This window comes from Chryseobacterium sp. SIMBA_038, from assembly GCF_046535115.1.
In the GTDB taxonomy this organism is placed as follows: Bacteria; Bacteroidota; Bacteroidia; order Flavobacteriales; family Weeksellaceae; genus Chryseobacterium.
Genome location: NZ_JAWRXH010000003.1, coordinates 114,640 through 133,333 on the forward strand (window position 1 = coordinate 114,640; position 18,694 = coordinate 133,333).

At 29.6% G+C, this 18,694-nt stretch carries 19 protein-coding genes; 18 read left to right on the forward strand and 1 reads right to left on the reverse strand.

Translation table 11 applies throughout. The annotated features are described in order from the left end of the window. The first annotated feature begins 8 nt into the window (after positions 1-8). Genes SB689_RS11435 through SB689_RS11520 form a run of 18 tightly spaced genes read left to right on the forward strand, consistent with a single transcriptional unit; the run spans position 9 to position 17,495 of the window. Complete coding sequence (locus SB689_RS11435) at positions 9-2,408, forward strand: GumC family protein (RefSeq protein WP_410692276.1); 2,400 nt, start codon at positions 9-11, stop codon at positions 2,406-2,408. Beyond that, positions 2,408-3,700, forward strand: a complete 1,293-nt coding sequence (locus tag SB689_RS11440) for a nucleotide sugar dehydrogenase (protein WP_410692277.1) — start codon at positions 2,408-2,410, stop codon at positions 3,698-3,700. The genes SB689_RS11435 and SB689_RS11440 overlap by 1 nt, the downstream gene beginning before the upstream one ends. Before the next feature lie 23 nt (positions 3,701-3,723). Next, entirely contained in the window at positions 3,724-4,125 is a 402-nt protein-coding gene (locus SB689_RS11445; protein ID WP_410692278.1) for a sugar 3,4-ketoisomerase, read from the forward strand. Further along, on the forward strand, positions 4,115-4,537 hold the full coding sequence (locus SB689_RS11450; RefSeq protein ID WP_410692280.1) for a sugar 3,4-ketoisomerase: 423 nt from the start codon (positions 4,115-4,117) through the stop codon (positions 4,535-4,537). The genes SB689_RS11445 and SB689_RS11450 overlap by 11 nt, the downstream gene beginning before the upstream one ends. Next, on the forward strand, positions 4,527-5,015 hold the full coding sequence (locus tag SB689_RS11455; RefSeq protein WP_410692281.1) for an acyltransferase: 489 nt from the start codon (positions 4,527-4,529) through the stop codon (positions 5,013-5,015). Before SB689_RS11450 ends, SB689_RS11455 begins: the two co-directional genes overlap by 11 nt. A gap of 6 nt (positions 5,016-5,021) precedes the next feature. Next, complete coding sequence (locus tag SB689_RS11460; RefSeq protein ID WP_410692282.1) at positions 5,022-6,122, forward strand: DegT/DnrJ/EryC1/StrS family aminotransferase; 1,101 nt, start codon at positions 5,022-5,024, stop codon at positions 6,120-6,122. 4 nt (positions 6,123-6,126) lie between these two features. Continuing rightward, positions 6,127-7,125: a glycosyltransferase family 2 protein gene (locus SB689_RS11465; RefSeq protein WP_410692283.1), complete on the forward strand. Its 999-nt coding sequence runs from the start codon at positions 6,127-6,129 to the stop codon at positions 7,123-7,125. Then, positions 7,126-8,628 carry an oligosaccharide flippase family protein gene (locus tag SB689_RS11470; protein ID WP_410692285.1) on the forward strand — a complete coding sequence of 501 codons (1,503 nt, stop codon included), beginning with the start codon at positions 7,126-7,128 and terminating at the stop codon, positions 8,626-8,628. Beyond that, complete coding sequence (locus tag SB689_RS11475; RefSeq protein ID WP_410692286.1) at positions 8,625-9,686, forward strand: glycosyltransferase family 4 protein; 1,062 nt, start codon at positions 8,625-8,627, stop codon at positions 9,684-9,686. Before SB689_RS11470 ends, SB689_RS11475 begins: the two co-directional genes overlap by 4 nt. A 46-nt stretch (positions 9,687-9,732) precedes the next feature. Then, the gene (locus SB689_RS11480) at positions 9,733-10,797 is read left to right on the forward strand and encodes an EpsG family protein (RefSeq protein WP_410692287.1); all 1,065 of its coding nucleotides are present in this window, start codon (positions 9,733-9,735) and stop codon (positions 10,795-10,797) included. Between the two features lie 4 nt (positions 10,798-10,801). After that, a complete protein-coding gene (locus tag SB689_RS11485; RefSeq protein WP_410692288.1) occupies positions 10,802-11,620 on the forward strand; it encodes a glycosyltransferase in 819 nt (272 codons plus the stop codon). 25 nt (positions 11,621-11,645) lie between these two features. Beyond that, on the forward strand, positions 11,646-12,389 hold the full coding sequence (locus SB689_RS11490) for a glycosyltransferase (RefSeq protein ID WP_410692289.1): 744 nt from the start codon (positions 11,646-11,648) through the stop codon (positions 12,387-12,389). Then, on the forward strand, positions 12,390-13,526 hold the full coding sequence (locus SB689_RS11495; RefSeq protein WP_410692290.1) for an N-acetyl sugar amidotransferase: 1,137 nt from the start codon (positions 12,390-12,392) through the stop codon (positions 13,524-13,526). It begins immediately after the preceding gene. After that, complete coding sequence (hisH, locus tag SB689_RS11500; RefSeq protein WP_410692291.1) at positions 13,523-14,137, forward strand: imidazole glycerol phosphate synthase subunit HisH; 615 nt, start codon at positions 13,523-13,525, stop codon at positions 14,135-14,137. The genes SB689_RS11495 and hisH overlap by 4 nt, the downstream gene beginning before the upstream one ends. 5 nt (positions 14,138-14,142) lie before the next feature. Further along, the gene (locus SB689_RS11505; protein WP_410692292.1) at positions 14,143-14,901 is read left to right on the forward strand and encodes an AglZ/HisF2 family acetamidino modification protein; all 759 of its coding nucleotides are present in this window, start codon (positions 14,143-14,145) and stop codon (positions 14,899-14,901) included. 7 nt (positions 14,902-14,908) lie between these two features. Next, on the forward strand, positions 14,909-15,943 hold the full coding sequence (locus tag SB689_RS11510) for a polysaccharide biosynthesis protein (protein ID WP_410692293.1): 1,035 nt from the start codon (positions 14,909-14,911) through the stop codon (positions 15,941-15,943). An 8-nt stretch (positions 15,944-15,951) separates the two neighbouring features. Then, entirely contained in the window at positions 15,952-16,377 is a 426-nt protein-coding gene (locus SB689_RS11515; protein WP_410692294.1) for a WxcM-like domain-containing protein, read from the forward strand. After that, the gene (locus tag SB689_RS11520) at positions 16,377-17,495 is read left to right on the forward strand and encodes an NAD-dependent epimerase/dehydratase family protein (protein ID WP_410692295.1); all 1,119 of its coding nucleotides are present in this window, start codon (positions 16,377-16,379) and stop codon (positions 17,493-17,495) included. Before SB689_RS11515 ends, SB689_RS11520 begins: the two co-directional genes overlap by 1 nt. Here the strand turns inward: SB689_RS11520 and SB689_RS11525 are convergent. Beyond that, a complete protein-coding gene (locus tag SB689_RS11525; RefSeq protein WP_410692296.1) occupies positions 17,492-18,640 on the reverse strand; it encodes a glycosyl hydrolase family 28-related protein in 1,149 nt (382 codons plus the stop codon). The genes SB689_RS11520 and SB689_RS11525 overlap by 4 nt on opposite strands. Positions 18,641-18,694 lie beyond the last annotated feature (54 nt).

An 18,694-nucleotide genomic window follows, 5' to 3' on the forward strand; every position in this document is an offset into this window, starting at 1 on the left:
GAAAATTAATGGACAATCAATATTCTCCGCAACTGCAAGAAGAAAAAAAATTTAATAATATAGATATTAAAGAAATAGTTAAACCTTATATTCGAAGATGGGGATGGTTTATTATTAGTGCTACAATTGCATTGGTAATAGGATTCATAGCTTTGAAATTTATGACTTCTATATACAATGTTCAAACAACTATACTTATTAAGGATGCCAAAAATTCATCTTCACAAGTAAGCCCTAATGATTTAGGTGTTTTACCTGATTTATCAGGTTTTGGAGGTCTGAAAACGAATAGCATAGCAAACGAAATAGAGCTTTTAAGATCAAAAAGATTAATGAGAGAGGTCGTTGTTAATCAAAATCTTCAAACTAACATAATTGCAAAAGATAGAATAAAAAATATAGAGCTATATAAGGAGTCTTCACCCATAGAAGTTAAAATTATTAATGAGAAAAAATATTCTCCTTCGGAAGTTAATGTTTTAAAACTAAAAATTGAAGGAGAAAAATTAATCATAAAATCTGGAAAATCTGACAAAGAAATTGTTACAGGATTTGGTAAAACGATTAATCTTCCTTTTGCGAATATAATTATAATTAAAAATAAGAAATATAATTTTCAGTCGGCAAAAAATATAAAAACAGATGATTTAGAATTATATATTTCATCTCTTGAATCAAAAGTAACCAGTCTACAAGGAAATTTAGATGTTAACTTGGTTAATAAGGATGCGACTGTAGTTAAACTGGAAATGAAATATCCACAGGTTGTGAAAGCCGAAGATGTTTTAAATTCTTTAATTGTTGCGTATAATAATGATGCAATTGTAGATAAAAATTTAGAATCTAAGAAGACTTTAGACTTTATTGAGGATAGAATAAAGAAACTTACCATAGAGTTAGGACAAGTAGAAAATCAAAAGGAGAATTTTAAGTCTAAAAATAACCTTACTGATTTAGAGACTGAAGTTAAGATTGATCTGGAAAGTTCTTCAGCTGCTAGAGCAAAACAGTTGGATGTTGATGCGCAATTAGAATTAACAAATGAATTAGTAAGATTTGTAGCAAATCAAGGTCAATTTCAAACATTACCGTATAATGTGGGCTTAAATAATCAAGATGCTCTTGCCGGTATTACTTCCTATAATCAATTAGTTTTACAAAGAAACAGATTATTAGAATCAGCAACAACAGAAAACCCTGCTGTAGTTGATATTACAAGACAGATAGGAACTATGCGTTCATCAATAGTACAAAGTCTACAACGAAATAAGGCTGGGCTCGAGCTAGCGAAGAATGAATATTTAGGAGAACAAAATAAGGTTTCAAATAAAATATCGAAGCTACCATCTATTGAAAAGTTGTTTAGGGGTATTGAAAGACAACAACAGATAAAAGAAAACCTTTACCTTTTATTATTGCAAAAGAGGGAAGAGACCGCAATAGCACAGTCTATTACAGCTCCTAAAGCAAGAGTAATAGATGCTGCATACGCATCAAATGTTCCTGTTGCTCCTAAACGCAGCATGATTTTAATGCTTTCATTGGTTATAGGATTACTTATTCCTCTATTGATTATATATTTATCAGAACTTTTTAATAATAAATTAATTACTAAGCATGATTTAGAAAAATTAATACATGCTCCAGTAATAGCTGAATTACCAAGTTTAGAAAAAGGCGATTCAGATATTGTTAGAATGAATGATATTACACCAATGGCTGAGGCATTTAGAATTCTTATTACCAATATGAACTTTATGCTTACTAAAATTAGTGACAAAGGAAAAGTTATTTTTGTTACTTCCACTGTAAAAGGAGAAGGGAAAACTTTTACATCGGTTAATTTAGCATTAACATTAGCTAATCCTAAGAAAAAGGCAATCATTATTGGTTCGGATATTAGAAATCCACAGCTTCAACGTTATAATCCTGCAAGAAAAGGTTTAATAGGACTTACCGAATATCTATACTCAGATCAAACAACGATTCAAGATATTATTCATGTTTCATCTTTTAACCCTCATTTGGATGTAATTTACTCTGGAATGATTCCTCCCAATCCTACTGAATTGTTATCAAATGGTAGATATGAAATATTATTAAAAGACCTTAAAGAAAAGTATGACTATATCATTCTAGATACAGCTCCATTATTATTGGTTACCGATACCTTCTTAATATCGAGCCTATCAGATATTACAATATATGTTTCAAGATCAAGATATACTGAAAAGGCATTGATGGAATTTGCTAATAATAATATTGATCAAGAAAAAATTAAAAATGTAGGATTTGTATTAAATGATGTAAGTAGAGAAAACTTAGGTTATAGCAATAAATATGGATATGGATATAATAATGTAGAAGAGAAAAGCTTATTACAAAAAATTAAAAATTTATTCAATTAATGAAATCTTATAAAATTGCTATTATTGGACAAGGATATGTAGGACTGCCACTAGCATTGGAGTTTTCTACACATTATCCTGTTCTTGGTTTTGATATCAACTCACAAAGAGTCGACCAGCTTAATAGTGGTTTAGATATAACTCTTGAAGCCGAAATAGATAAGCTTAATAATTGCTTAAATAAATACAGAGAATCAAATGGTGATATCGGGTATAAGGCTACGAGCCAATTAGCTGATATTACTCAATCCAATATATTTATAGTAACCGTTCCCACACCTATTGATAAGTATAATGCACCGGACTTAAACCCATTAATTTCTGCTTCAAAAATGTTAGGAGAAATTATTAAGAAAGGAGATATTGTAATATATGAATCTACTGTTTTTCCTGGCTGTACAGAAGAAGAATGTGTTCCTGTTTTAGAGAAAGAATCAGGATTAAAATTCAACGAAGATTTCTTTGTAGGATATTCTCCAGAAAGAATTAATCCGGGTGATAAAATAAATACACTTACTAATGTTAAAAAGGTAACTTCTGGCTCTACAGAGGAAATAGCAGAAGAGGTAAATGATTTATATAAAAAAATTATTAAAGCGGGAACGCATAAAGCACCAAGCATTAAAGTAGCAGAAGCTTCTAAAGCAATTGAAAATGCACAAAGAGATGTTAATATCTCTTTTGTAAATGAATTAGCTTTGATATTTGATAGAATTGGTATTGATACAAGTGATGTTCTAGATGCAGCAGGAACAAAATATAATTTTCTGAAATATAAACCAGGTTTAGTCGGAGGTCATTGTATTTCCGTAGACCCATATTATTTGGCGCATAAAGCAGAACAATTAGGATATCATCCTGATGTAATTTTATCGGGACGCCGTGTTAATGATTCTATTGCAAAATTCATTGCCTCTAAGGTTGTAAAACTTCTTATTGCAAAAGGAGGAGTTATCAAAGGGTCGAAATCGCTCATTCTTGGAGTTACATTTAAAGAAAACTGCCCAGATGTAAGAAATACAAAAGTGGTTGATATATATAATGAACTTGTAGATTATGGAGTAAATGTTGATATTTATGATCCATGGGCAAGTAAAGAAGAAGTTCACCATGAATATGGAGTTGAAATTCTGGATACTTTAATTGAAGGGAAGAAGTATGATTCTCTTATTGTTGCTGTTTCTCATAATGAATTTCTTCAGATGGATTTAAGTAAATTAAAAAAAGATAATGCTGTAGTCTTCGATGCAAAAGCATGTTTAGATAGAAGTTTAGTAGATGCTAGGTTGTAAATTTTAATAGTTAAATTATTTTAATGGAAGCAAGATTAATCAACCTCCCAAAGATTTTAGATAAACGTGGTAATTTATCATTCTTCGAACATCCAAATCAAATACCTTTTGAGATCAAAAGAACATATTGGATTTATGATGTGCCGGGTGGAGAAATGAGAGGAAGCCATGCATTCAAAGAACAGCAGGAATTCATTATTGCTCTTTCAGGAAGCTTTGATGTGGTGATCCATAATGGAGATAAAGAACAAAGATTTTCATTAAACAGATCTTATTATGGGTTGTACATTCCAAAAATGTATTGGCGAAGACTTGAAAATTTTTCTACCAATTCATTAGCGCTTATTGTATCAGACAAATCTTATAATGAGCATGATTACATAAGAGATTTTGAAGAATTTAAAAAGCTTTTGAATGAAAAATAATCTTTCAGTATTTGATTGTAGTGTAATTAATCTAGGCAAAATCAATTTTGATGAAGGAAACCTTACGGTAGTTGAAAATAATTCTTCCTTTCCTTTTAATATAAAAAGAATATTTTATTTATACGATATTGCTGGCGGAGAAAGTCGGGGCGCACATTCTCACAAAGAATGCCACCAATTTCTTATTGCTGCTAGCGGCAGTTTTGAAGTTTCATTAGACGATGGGAAATTCAAAAGACAAGTTCTTTTAAACCGTCCAGATTTAGGACTACACATTCCCCCAGGAATTTGGGCTTCCGAAGTTAATTTTTCTTCAGGAGCTATTTGTTTGGTTCTAGCCTCACATACATATAATGAATCTGATTATGTAAGAGATTATGAAACCTATTTAAAAATACAACATGGGAAATAGAATTCACAATTTAGCAGATGTACAAACCGATAATATTGGTGAGGATACCATGATCTGGCAATTTTGTGTAGTTTTAAAAGGCGCTAAAATTGGTAAAAACTGCAATATTAATTGTCAGGTTTTTATTGAAAATAATGTTATTATCGGAGACAATGTTACCATAAAACCCGGTGTTCAGATCTGGGATGGAGTTACATTGGAAGATAATGTATTCATTGGGCCGAATGTTACTTTTACTAATGATTTGATTCCGCGTTCTAAGCAGTACCCTGTAGAGTTCAGTAAAACTTTAATAGAAAGAGGAGCTTCCATAGGAGCAAATACTACTATTGTTGCAGGAAATACCGTTGGAATGAATGCTTTAATCGGAGCAGGAAGCGTAGTTACAAAAGATGTTCCCGCCAATACGGTTTGGTTTGGAAATCCAGCGAGGCAAAAGGGAACTATTAACGAAAAAGGAGAAATATTATATATTTAAACACTTATGATCAAATTCTTAGATTTACAGAAAATCAATTTACAATATCAAGAAGAAATTGAAGCAAAACTTCTGGAAGTTTTTCGTTCCGGATGGTATTTGATGGGAGATCAACTTACCAATTTTGAACAAAACTTTAATAATTATATCGGAGCTAAACATTCTATTGGTGTAGCTAATGGTCTGGATGCATTGCGACTTATTCTAAGAGCATATGTTGAATTGGGCATCATGAGCACAGGTGACGAAATTGTCGTTCCTTCCAATACGTATATTGCATCTATTCTTGCCATTTCAGACAATGGTCTGGTTCCTATTTTGGTAGAACCTGATATTGACAATTATAATATTGATATTTCAAAAATTGAAGAAAAAATAACTTCAAAAACAAAAGGTATTTTAATTGTTCATTTGTATGGAAGAATCATTTTTTCAGAAGAACTACAACAATTAGCTCAAAAATATAGTCTAAAAATTATTGAAGATAATGCTCAAACAATCGGAGCAGAATGGAACGGTAAAAAATCAGGAAATCTGGGCGATGCAGCAGGTTTCAGTTTTTATCCCGGGAAAAACTTGGGTGCTTTAGGTGATGCTGGAGCAGTAACAACCAATGATGAAGAATTGGCTAAAACAATAAGAGCTTTAGCGAATTATGGTTCCAATAAAAAATATGTCAACATTTATCAGGGTTTAAATTCGCGACTGGATGAAATTCAGGCAGCAGTTTTGGATGTTAAATTAAAATATATTGACGAAGAGAACAGCGTTAGACGAAATATCGCCAAACGGTATATCAACGAAATTTCAAATCCGAAAATTATTCTTCCGGAAAATCCTGAAAATGAAAAAGAACATGTATGGCATGTTTTCATTATAAGAGCCGAAAACAGAGATGCTCTTCAGGCTTATCTTACTGAAAATGGTGTTCAGACATTGATTCATTATCCAATTCCACCCCACAAACAGGAGGCTTATAGGCAATGGAATGATATGTTGCTTCCAATCAGCGAAAAGATTCATCAGGAAGTGCTAAGTCTTCCTATTTCACCGGTGATGATTGATAAGGATGTGAATGAAATTATACGAATAATTAATAATTTTTAATAATATGGATATTGCAATTTCCATATTAATGCCTGTATATAATGGAGCGCCTTTTTTAAAGGAAACACTCGATTCATTGGTGCAGCAAACTTTTAAAAAGTTTGAGGTAATTTGCATTGATGATAACTCCACAGATAATAGTCTGAAAATCCTCAATGAATATGCCGAAAAATACGATTTTATAAGGGTTTTTACTAAATCGAATGGTGGAACAGCTGCTAAATCAATTAATTTTGGATTGCAGTATGTGCGTGGAGAATATTTCATGTATAGTTCTCAGGATGACCTTTTTAGTGAAAAATTATTAGAAATTAATTATTTAAAGTTAAAGGAAACAAATGCAGATGCAGTAGTTCCTAATACAATATTCTACTATCCGGGAGAGGATAAAAGTTCAGGGATTTTTGGTCTCAATAATAATTATTCAAAAGTTTTATCAGGAAGAGAAGCATTTTCTTTGTCATTAAATTGGGAAATTACAGGATTTGTACTATGGAGAACAAACTTGCTGTCACATTTTGACTATAAGTTTTTCGATTTTGGAATAAATAGTGATGAATATACTACCAGATTATTATATTTCTATAGCAATAAAGTTGTTTTTACTGAAGAAAATTTTTATTACAGACAAAATAATCCAAATTCGATAACAAAGAAATGGAATCCTAAATTATTGGATTCTTTTATGACGGTGGAAATGCTTGAAAGATTTGTTAAAAATAATGCGGGAAATGATCATTCTGATATTGTCAAAATTTGGGAGACATTTTATCATGAAATATTCAGAATTACTTCTATATTTTATAAAAATAGAAAGGCTCTGACAGATCATGATTTTAAAATAACTGAAAATAAGTTAAAAGAAATCTATAACGATAACAAATATAAATTTAAGAGTGTGGTTCTAAAATCCACAAAACAAAATTTAATTAAAATATTTGTTCAGCAAAACTACAATGCTCTGAAGTTCTATCATTTATTTGTAAATGTAATTAAAAAATAAATGAAATCTCAAAAAGAATCATCTAAACAAATCCTTAAATCCATCTCTATATTTGGAGGTGTACAGGTCTTTTTGATACTCATCAACTTGATAAAAGTTAAGGCTGTTGCAATGTTTATTGGGGTAAATGGAGTAGGACAATTTTCTATTTTTAATAATATTCTTACTCTAATTGCACTTTTTGCATATTTAGGTCTAAACTTTAGTGCAGTAAGAAGCATTTCATTATCATTTGAAGAAAATGACCATCAAAAAATTGAGCGAACATATAATGTATTTAATTATTGGACAATATTATGTGCTTTTTTTGGATTAATAATTACGTTAGTTGGAGCTAAATATATTAGTTTGGCCTCATTTGATTCTGATTCACGTAAAATAGAGATTGCCATTTTATCTCTGGGAGTACTTTTTACCATATTGTACAATGGGAATAATGCTTTTCTCCAGGGAAGTAGAAAGCTTAAAGAGATGGCACGATCATCTTTTTTAAGTGCCTTAATAGGTGTTGTTATTAGCGTCCCTTTGTTTTATTTTTTCAAACAGGGAGCCATAATTTATTCTATAGTCCTAAGTGCTTTATTATCTTTTCTCTTTTCTTATTTTTTGGTAAGAAAAAGTAAAATAAAAAGGATTAAAATTCCTGTTCGTGAAATTTGGAATGAAGGAAGTGATATGGTAAAGCTTGGATTGGTCATGATGATATCGTCTTTTATAGGTACATTGATAACTTACTTAATTAATATTTTTATTGTTAAATTTGGTTCTTTAAATGATTTAGGCTTGTTTTCTGCGGGTAACGGAATAACAACCCAATATATAGGAGTAGTATTTACAGCAATGGCTGCAGATTATTTTCCGAAATTATCTGCAATTTCAAATGATAGGGATAAGGTAAATGATTTAGTCAATAACCAAGGGGAAATTTTGCTAATAATTGTTTGTCCAATATTACTGGCCCTTATATCTTTTGCTCCTTTACTTATATCAATTTTATTGAGTGAAAAGTTTTTAGCAATTTCGACATTTATTGGTATCATGTCTTTAGCAATGCTTTTTAAAGCAGCATCATATCCTATAGGATATATTTCTTTTGCCAAAGGTGATAAAAAGGTTTTCTTTTTATTTGAAGGTATACTTAATAGTGTGCTTATTTTATTAGGACATACTTTAGGATATTATTTCGGAGGTATTAACGGAATTGCTTGGGGAGTTCTTATATTGTATATTGTATACTTTATAAGTATTAATGTATTAACAAGAAATAAATATCATTTTGTATTGCAAAAGGAATATCGTAATATTTTATTGGTCTCTACGCTGATATTAGGATTAGGGCTTTTAAACGTTTTATTTATCAATAATATTTATATTAAATATGGAAATACAATAATATTGGGATTGTTTTCAATATTTTATTCATATAAAAAAATGAATAATAAGATGGATATTTCTATATTTATTAAAAGCAAAGTAGAAAGATTTAAAAGTAAAAACAAATGAAGATTTTAATTCCTCTTATAGGAACTTTTGGTAAATCAGGAGGTTATAGAGTTTTATCGCAACTGGCAAATCACTTTATAGATAAAGGTCATGATGTTACTTTTTTATCTTATATAGGTTCTGAAGGAGCCTATTTTCCTACTTATGCAAAAATTTTATATTATGATAATTCGGGAAATGTATCGGATCATTCTGATAATAAAAAAAAGGAACCGTTTTTAAGCTTATTTATTTTAAGAAGGGCATTAAGAAAGGCCTTGGATCAACTAGATGCAGATGTGGTTTTAGCCAATCATTCTTTTACGGCTTCTCCTGTAAAAAAATCAATTATCAAAGCAAAGAAGTTTTATTATGTTCAGGCGTATGAGCCAGAGTATTTTTACCATAAGAATTTTAAAGATTTTATTTTAAAAACAATAAGCAGAAAATCATATCAATTAGGATTAAATATTATTGTTAATGCTTCAATGTACCAAGACTACAAGGAAATTAAAACACATAGAGTTGTTTTTCCGGGATTAGATCTTAGTATATTTAAACCTTCTTTTAAAAATAAAGATAATTCGAAAATTATATTAGGAACAATAGGAAGAGTTGAGGCATATAAAGGTACTTTTTATATTGTAGAGGCATTTAAAGAACTAAGAAAACTATATGGCGAGAAAATTGAACTGCATGTTGCTTTTGGTGAAAAACACTTAGAAGAAATTGAAGGTATCACTGTGATCGCTCCTGATGGAGATAATGAATTGGCCAACTATTACAATTCTTTAAATATCTACATTAGTGCAGGAACAGTACAACTTGAAGCAATACATTATCCTGTTATTGAAGCAATGGCTTGTAAAATACAGGTAATTACTACAGGTTATTATCCTTCCAATAAAGATAATTCATGGATAATACCTATAAAAGATGCTTATGCAATTTCTGAAGTAGTTCAAGAAGCACTTACGGACCCAGATAAAGTAAAAAAAGTAGAAAGAGGCTATATGGATATCAAAGAATTTGACTGGGAATATATAGCAGAAAAAATGTTAAAATATTTTAAAGAGTAATAAAAAATAATCGTTATTACAAAACTGAAAGGGACTAGAAATTAAGATGGGAATCTATTATTTATTATTTATATTTATAACGGTTTTAGGCATATTACCAATTGATAGAAGGAAAAAAACGTCTTTCATTATTATTATCTTGGCTATTTTTGCAGGAACAAGAGTAGATATTGATCGTGACTATCCTTTGTACAAGGATGTATTTGAATTTGTACCTAATAGCTTGTCTGAGTATAAAAAACAATTTGGATTTGAAAGTTGCCTATATTTCGTAACAGAATTTTCAAGATCAATTTTTTATACTAAAGAATCTATAATTAATTTTTCTTTTCTGACTTTTGCATTTTTAGGAATAACACCGAAAATAATTACTATTTCAAAATATGCAAATTATTATATATTATCTCTCTTAATATACTTTACAAACCTGTTCTTTATACAGGAAATGACTACGATAAGAGCAGGAGTTGCTGCCGGAATATTTTTATTTGCCATACCAGATATGATTGAGAAGAAATACTGGATGTTTTTCTTAAAGATCGCTTTATGCTTTGTATTCCATTCAAGTAGTATGTTTTTTATTCTTGTTTTTGTTTTAATAAAATTAAATGCAAATATTAAATATTACTACATCGGTCTTTTTGTGTCATTTTTACTATTAGTAATTAATGTTGATATCGTTTCATTACTTAGACTAGATTTATTTTTTCCTAAAGTTGCCGTTTACATGGAAATTATGAGATGGATGGATGAAGAAAAAATAAATATTTTTAATTTCAGGATTATTATAGCAATATTTTTCTTAATATATTTTGCTTTTAATTATAATAAGCATATAAAAGATAATCCTTTTTTTGATGTATTATTCAAAATACATATTATCTCGTTAATTGCATTTTTCACATTAAGTTTATCGGCCGTTACCTTTTCATTACGGTCTTTTGAGCTTTTAAGTGTTGGCCAGATTCTTTTATATCCTCTTATAATAAATACACTTCATCCAAAATTTAAAATATTAGGATATGTTTTCATTGCCATTATTTGTATATTTCAATTTTATTATATGATAGAAATATCAGATATTTTTAAACCTTATAAAACTTGGCTTTAATATTATGATTTTATTTGGAATAGTGACATATAGAGAAAAGTTTTGGGAATGTAAATCTTTTAAGAGTCTTTATCAATCATTTAAAAATGAAAATGATGGAGGTAAATTACACATTTTTATTTTTGATAATACTGATGTTGAAAAATGGAATTTATCAATTCCTGCCTTTTCAGATATACAATTTGAATATATCCATGATAAAACAAACCCGGGAATTTCTTTTGCATACAATACTATAGCTGAGTATGCAAAAAAACAAGATTTCAGTGAAATAGTTTTTCTAGATCAGGATACTGAACTTCCTATTAATTTCTATGAGATCTATAAAAGTTATTCATCAACGAATTTTCCTTTATGTGTGCCTCAGATTTATGCAAATAATAGATTAGTATCACCTAGCCGTTATATAAACTTCCGATCAGTGTTGTATGACAAATTTGAGGATGATGAATTACCTTTAAAAGGAAATTCATGTATAAATACTGGGATTATGATTAAAACAGATGTTTTTTTCAGGAATAATGGCTACAATTCTAAACTGAGATTAGATTTTTGTGATCATGAGTTTATCGATAGATTATCAGCACATAATCTAAATATGAAAATTATGCCTATTAGAATTAACCAAAGTTTTTCATTTTTGGAAAATACGAAACAACAGGATATATCACGATATAAATTGTTTATTAAAGATCTTAAAGCTTATGCCAAATCTAATAATAAACATTATTCAATGCTTTTTTATGTGGACTTACCTAGAGTGCTAAGTTTGACTTTTCGACATAAAAGCTTAGAATTTTTTAAAATAAGATTAACATCTTAATTTTTATGTCTAGAAAATGAATAAAATGATGAATGTATCAATATGTATGGCTGTTTATAATGGAGGAAAATATATAGAAGGACAGCTAATTTCTATTCTCAATCAATTGAATGAGGGTGATGAAATTATTGTTGTAAATGATTTTTCTAAAGATAATACAATTAGCATTATTGAGTCATTTAAACATCCTCAAATCAAAATTTTTCATAACGAAAAAAATATGGGACATGTCAAATCATTTGAAAAAGCAATAGAGCTTTCTAAAAATGAATTGATATTTTTGAGCGATCAAGACGATCTTTGGATGCCAAGTAAATTGAAATTTTTTAAAAATTATTTTTACAGGGAAAATGTACAACTTATATCTTCAAGTTTTATTTGTTTTGATAATGATTATAATATAAATAATGATAAAAAATATAAACTTTATGAACATGATTCTACAAAATATTCTAAGAATATTCTAAAAATATTTAAAGGAAATATACCATACTTTGGTTGTACGATGGGATTCAGGAGAGAGTTTTTAAAAATAATTCTTCCTTTTCCTAATTATATAGAAGCACATGATTTATGGATAGGAATGGCAGGAAATGTAATAAAATCTAACTTACATCTTGAGGAAAATAGTATTTTGCATAGAATACATGATGCTAATGCAACACCTACTCAGCGCCCATTTATAAAAAAAACGAAATCTAGAATTGTTTTTATAAAATCGTATTTTGAACTAAAAAAGAGGAAGAAAACATTTGAATTAAAAACGTAAATGAGAAAATATCAAATTTGTACAAAGACTATAATGGATACTTCAGACCCTAGGATTATTTTTAATGATGCTGGGGAAAGTGATTATTATACCAACTTTACTAATAATATTCTTCCTGAATGGAATCATGGGATTGGTAAAGAAAAAGAATTGTATAGAGTTGCTGAAAAAATTAAAAAAAGTTCTTCAAATAAAGATTTTGATTGTATTATAGGTATTAGTGGAGGATTAGATAGTTCATATGCAGTCTATGTAGCAAAAGAAATAATGGGCCTTAATCCATTATTATACCATGTAGACGCTGGTTGGAATTCGCATCAAGCTACAAGTAATATAGAAAAACTAATTAACGGTTTAAATTTAGAGCTTTATACGGATGTTATAAATTGGGAAGAAATGAAAGACTTGCAAAGAGCTTTTTTTTATTCTCAAATACCGGATTTAGACTTTCCACAGGATACCGCTTTTTTTTCGAGCTTATATAAATTTGCAAAAAAAAATAAAATAAAATATATCTTAACAGGAGCCAACTATAGTACCGAATGCTGTAGAGAACCTGAGGAATGGGGGGCCTATCCTGGAATAGACAAAATTTTAATTAATGATATTTATAAGAAATTTGGAAATAATAAACTTAAAACATTTCCGATAATAGATATTTTGATTTATAAAATTTTTTATAAATATTTTTTTGGAATGAAAGTTTTTCATCCATTAAATTATGTGTCATATATTAAAAAAGATGTTGAAAAGTTGCTTAATGAGAAGTTTGGTTGGGAATCATTTCAACATAAGCACCATGAATCACGATTCACTAGATTTTATGAAGATTTTTGGCTTCCAAAAAAGTTTGGTTTTCATAAAAGACGTGCTCATTTTTCCAGTTTGATTTTAACAGGACAAATGTCAAGAGAAGAAGCTCTAAATAGAATTTCTAAACCAGAACTTGATGAGCTTACTCTAAAGAATGAATTTGAATTTGTAGCTCAAAAAATGGGGTTTGAAGTGAGTGAGTTATGGAATATATTCAAGGGAGAAAATAAAACATATAAAAATTTTAAATCTAAAAGAGGTTTAATTGGAATTGGAATACAAATGACCAAATTTTTAGGTCTGGAAAAAAGACTGTTTAGATGATTACTATCATAGACTATGGAATTGGTAATATAAGTGCTTTTGTTAATATTTTTAAAAAATATGATATCCCTGTAACAATTGCATCAAACGAAGACGATTTAAAAAATGTAGATAAACTAATTTTACCTGGTGTGGGAGCTTTTGATTATGCAATGCAAAGACTGAACAATTCCGGGATGAAAGATAGATTGAACGAATTAGTACTACAGGAAAAAAAATATATACTAGGTGTATGTGTTGGGATGCAATTAATGGCAGATTCAAGTGATGAAGGAATGCTTACCGGACTAGGCTGGATTAAAGGCTCCGTAAAAAAAATAAGTATAAAAAATATACAGCACAGATCAAAATTACCACATATGGGATGGAATGATGTTGAACCCGTAATAAATCATGCTATTTTTAATAATATGAAAGAAAAAGAATCTTTTTATTTTCTGCATTCCTATTATTTTGATGTTCAAAATGTTGACAATTCTTATGGAATAACAAACTATGGAGAAAAATTTGCTAGTGTTGTAGGTGCAGATAATATTTTGGGGATTCAATGTCATCCTGAGAAAAGCCATGATATTGGTGAACTTTTTTTAAGAAATTTTGCTAATTTATAATTACTATGTTGAGACCTAGAATTATAGTTAGTCTATTATTAGAAAATGAAGGACTTGTAAAAACCAAAAAATTTAAAGATGCTAAATATATTGGAGATCCTATAAATACAGTGAAAATCTTTAATGAAAAGAAAGTTGATGAACTTTGTATATTTGATATAGGAGCTACAACGCAAAATTATGAACCCAACTATAATCTTATTGAAAAGATAGCAGCGCAGTCTAGAATGCCAATTTGTTATGGTGGAGGTATAAAAAATGCAGAACAGGCACAAAAGATATTTAATCTTGGTATAGAAAAAATTGCAGTTAGTAGTATTATCTTTACTAAACCTAATATTATAGAATCAATAGCTGAAAAGGTTGGAGTACAAAGTGTTGTTGCTGTTCTCGATATAAAGAAAAAAACATTTGGTGGTTATGAAATTTATATCAATAATGGAAGAAAAGCAATTAAAGGAAATATCTTCTCTTTAGTATCTGAACTTGAAAAAAAAGGGGTTGGAGAAATTATTATTAATAATATAGATTTGGATGGAACGGGAAAAGGATATGATTTTAATCTTATTGAAAAAATAAGTGAAAAATTATCTATCCCAATAACAGTAGTTGGTGGGGCTGGTTCTTTAGATGATATAAAAAAATTAATTGAACGTTTCGGTATTATTGGGGCAGCTGCAGGAAGTCTTTTTGTATTTAAAGGAAAATACAATGCAGTCTTGATTAATTATCCGGAATATGAACTAAAAAATACTCTTTATTAACATTAGTATGCAAATAAAAAATAAAATACTTCTTATTACAGGAGGTACAGGTTCTTTTGGAACTGCAGTTTTGAGAAGATTTATAAATACGGATCACTTTAGAGAAATTCGTATTTTTTCTCGTGATGAAAAAAAACAGGACGATATGAGAAATCAGTTTAAAAATGATAAACTGAAATTTTATATTGGTGATGTGAGAGATTATAAAAGTATTGAGCCGGCCATGAGAGGTGTTGATTATGTTTTTCATGCAGCAGCATTAAAACAGGTCCCTTCTTGTGAATTCTTCCCGATGCAGGCTGTAAAAACAAATGTTGAAGGTACCCAGAATGTGATAGATGCTGCCGGGATAAATAATGTAAAAAAAGTAATTTGTTTAAGTACTGACAAAGCAGCTTACCCTATCAATGCTATGGGAATATCTAAAGCAATGATGGAGAAAGTGGCAGTTGCTGCTTCTCGAAATCTCGAAGATACAGTCGTTTGTCTTACTAGATATGGCAATGTAATGGCATCAAGAGGATCTGTAATTCCTTTATTTGTAAAACAAATTAAAAATGGAGATCCAATTACGATTACTGATCCAAATATGACCAGGTTTTTAATGTCATTAGAGGAAGCCGTAGATTTAGTATTGTTTGCATTTGAGCATGGTAATTCTGGAGATCTATTTGTGAATAAAGCACCTGCTGGAACTATTGGAGATTTAGCACAAGCATTAAAGGAAATGTTCAAAGTTGATAATCCTGTAAAAGTAATAGGTACCAGACATGGCGAAAAATTATATGAAACGCTATGTACCCGTGAAGAAATGATCAAAGCTGAGGATATGGGAGATTTCTATAGAATTCCTGCAGATAATAGAGATCTGAATTACGCGCATTATTTCTCTGAAGGAGTAGAAGATATATCTAAAATAGAAGATTATCATTCTCATAATACTGAACAACATGATGTTGAGGGGATGAAAAAGCTATTGTTAAAACTTCCACTGATAAGAAAAGAAGTATTAGGTGAGGATCTATTGCAATATCCAGATTAAAAAGCTTTATGGAAATTGCCAAAATGATCAAGGGAGGAAAGTATTCTGATGAAAGAGGAAATCTTTTTTTTAATAATGATTTTGATGCATCAGAAATTAAAAGGATTTATTACATAGAAAATACTGATTCCGAATTTGTAAGAGGCTGGACAGGCCATCAAATTGAGCAAAGATGGTTTTCTGCAATGCAGGGAAGCTTTGATATAAAACTTATAAAAATTGATAATTGGGAAACTCCATCAAAAGAATTAGAGATCTTACAATTTAGATTAAATTCTGATAAATTAGATATTATTCATATTCCAAAAGGATATGTGACTGCAATTCAGGCTACCAAAAATGGCTCTAAGTTGCTTGTCATGGCAGATTATTCTTTAGAAGAGATTGTGGATAATTATCGTTTCCCGCTAGATTATTTTGAAAAATTAAAATAATGAAAAAAATTGGTATTACCGGACAAAATGGATTTGTCGGTTCGCATTTATATAATACATTAGGTTTACGTCCTGAAGATTTCGAAAGAATTGATTTTGAAAGAGATTTTTTTGAAGATTCAGACCAACTCGATAAATTTGTAGCACAATGTGATGTTATTGTACATCTTGCAGCAATGAATCGCCACCCTGATCCAGAAGTTATTTTTAATAATAACGTCGAATTAGTTAAAAAACTCGTCACTTCTTTAGAAAATACTAATTCCAAAGCACATATTCTCTTTTCTTCCTCTTCACAAGAAGAAAAAGATAATTTATACGGAAAATCTAAAAAGGAAGGCCGCGAAATTTTTGCTGATTGGGCTAAAAAATCTGGGGGTAAGTTTACGGGAATGATTATTCCAAATGTTTTCGGGCCGTTCGGAAAGCCTAATTATAATTCTTTTGTTGCTACATTTTGCCATAAACTTACGCACGGAGAAAATCCAGTGATTGATACTGATGGTGAGGTAAAACTTATTTATGTAGGAGAACTGGTTCAGGAAATTATTGATCAAATAGAAACTGCTGAAACAAAAGAACTATATCAAATACCACATACATCTGTAAATAAAGTATCGGAAGTCCTTCAAAAATTAGAAAATTATAAAAAATTATATTTTGACAACGGAGAAATTCCGGTTTTGGAAACAAAATTTGACTTAAATCTTTTCAATACTTTTCGTTGTTATTTTGATATTAAAGATTATTATCCTGTAAAATTTACCGAACACACAGATCCTAGAGGAGCGTTTGTAGAAGTAATAAGATTAGGAATTGGTGGCCAATGTTCTTTCTCAACTACGGTGCCTGGAATCACAAGAGGAAATCATTTCCATACAAGAAAAATAGAACGATTTGCTGTCATTAAAGGAAAGGCATTAATTCAACTAAGAAAAATCGATACAGATGATGTTCTTGATTTTTATTTAGATGGTAATGAGCCCGCCTATGTAGACATGCCAATTTGGTACACTCATAATATTAAAAATGTAGGAGAAGAAGAACTCTATACAATTTTTTGGATCAATGAACCATTTAATCCCGAAGATTCGGATACTTATTTTGTTGAGGTTTAATTGGGGATTTTTGGGGATTTAAAAGAGGAGGTTTTGTTTTTCAGGAGTTCCTCTTTTAATTTTGTATTACCTTCTGCACCTGTATCAATGGTATTTCTAGAGTAATCTAAATCAGCCCCTAACTTTACTTTATTAGGATTTACGCTTTCAAGCGAGTTAATTGTAACATTTTTTTCAAATACATTATTAATAGAACTTCCACTTAGTTGATATAATGTTTGATTTTTATCATTATTAGCAGTGTCACCGGTCACTGCAAAGAAGTTGTTATTGATCAGATTATTATATGAATCCTTTACTGCGATGCTTATGTAGTGCTGCTCAAAGTAATTATTTGTTATAATATTATTGGATGCTCCATCAATAACGATAGCTCTGCCATTACTTTTCAAATTTGATAATTGTGAAGTTTTATCCGGAGCCAAATATCCTGCAAGATTATTCTCAATCATATTATCATTAATAAAATTCGCAAATGATCTTCCGGTAATGTAAATTCCTATAGAATTATGTCTTACCTCGCTTTTAGTAAGATAAACGCTAGTAGACTCTTTGTCTATAAGAATTCCTACCCCATTATTGCGAACAAAACAATTATTTAAAAAAGTATAATAGGCTGAAATAATTTCAATTCCATTATTTGAAAATCCTTCTACCTGTACATCTTCAATGCGGGTTCGTAATCCATAAATTTTTAAACCTGAGCTATTAGTAATATTAGATTTAATATTTTTTGGTGTAAATATATTTTGAATATCACTATTAGGTCCTAAAAAAGTAAGATTCTTTATATAATTGTAGCCATTATAAATAATATTTTCATCATAGCTTTTTTCCAAAATAAGAGCTTCAGAATTGGCCTCTTTCACTTTGATAATTGTACTGTTGACAAACTCTCCGGTTATGCTTATATATTTATTAAGAACTATAGGTTTAGAAATTATATAAGTACCTGATGGAATATATAGATTTACGTGTTTTTTCTGATTACTATATTTTTTTTTGATTTCTGTAACTGCATTCTCAAATGCTTTTGTATCATCTGACACTCCATCTCCTTTTGCACCATATTTTGTGATGTCAATATTTTGAGAATATGAGAAAATACTTAGGAGTAAACCGAAAAATATTAAATAACTTTTCATACTTTTTTTATCAATGTTGAGTTTAAATATAATAAAAAATTATCTTTGTAGCGG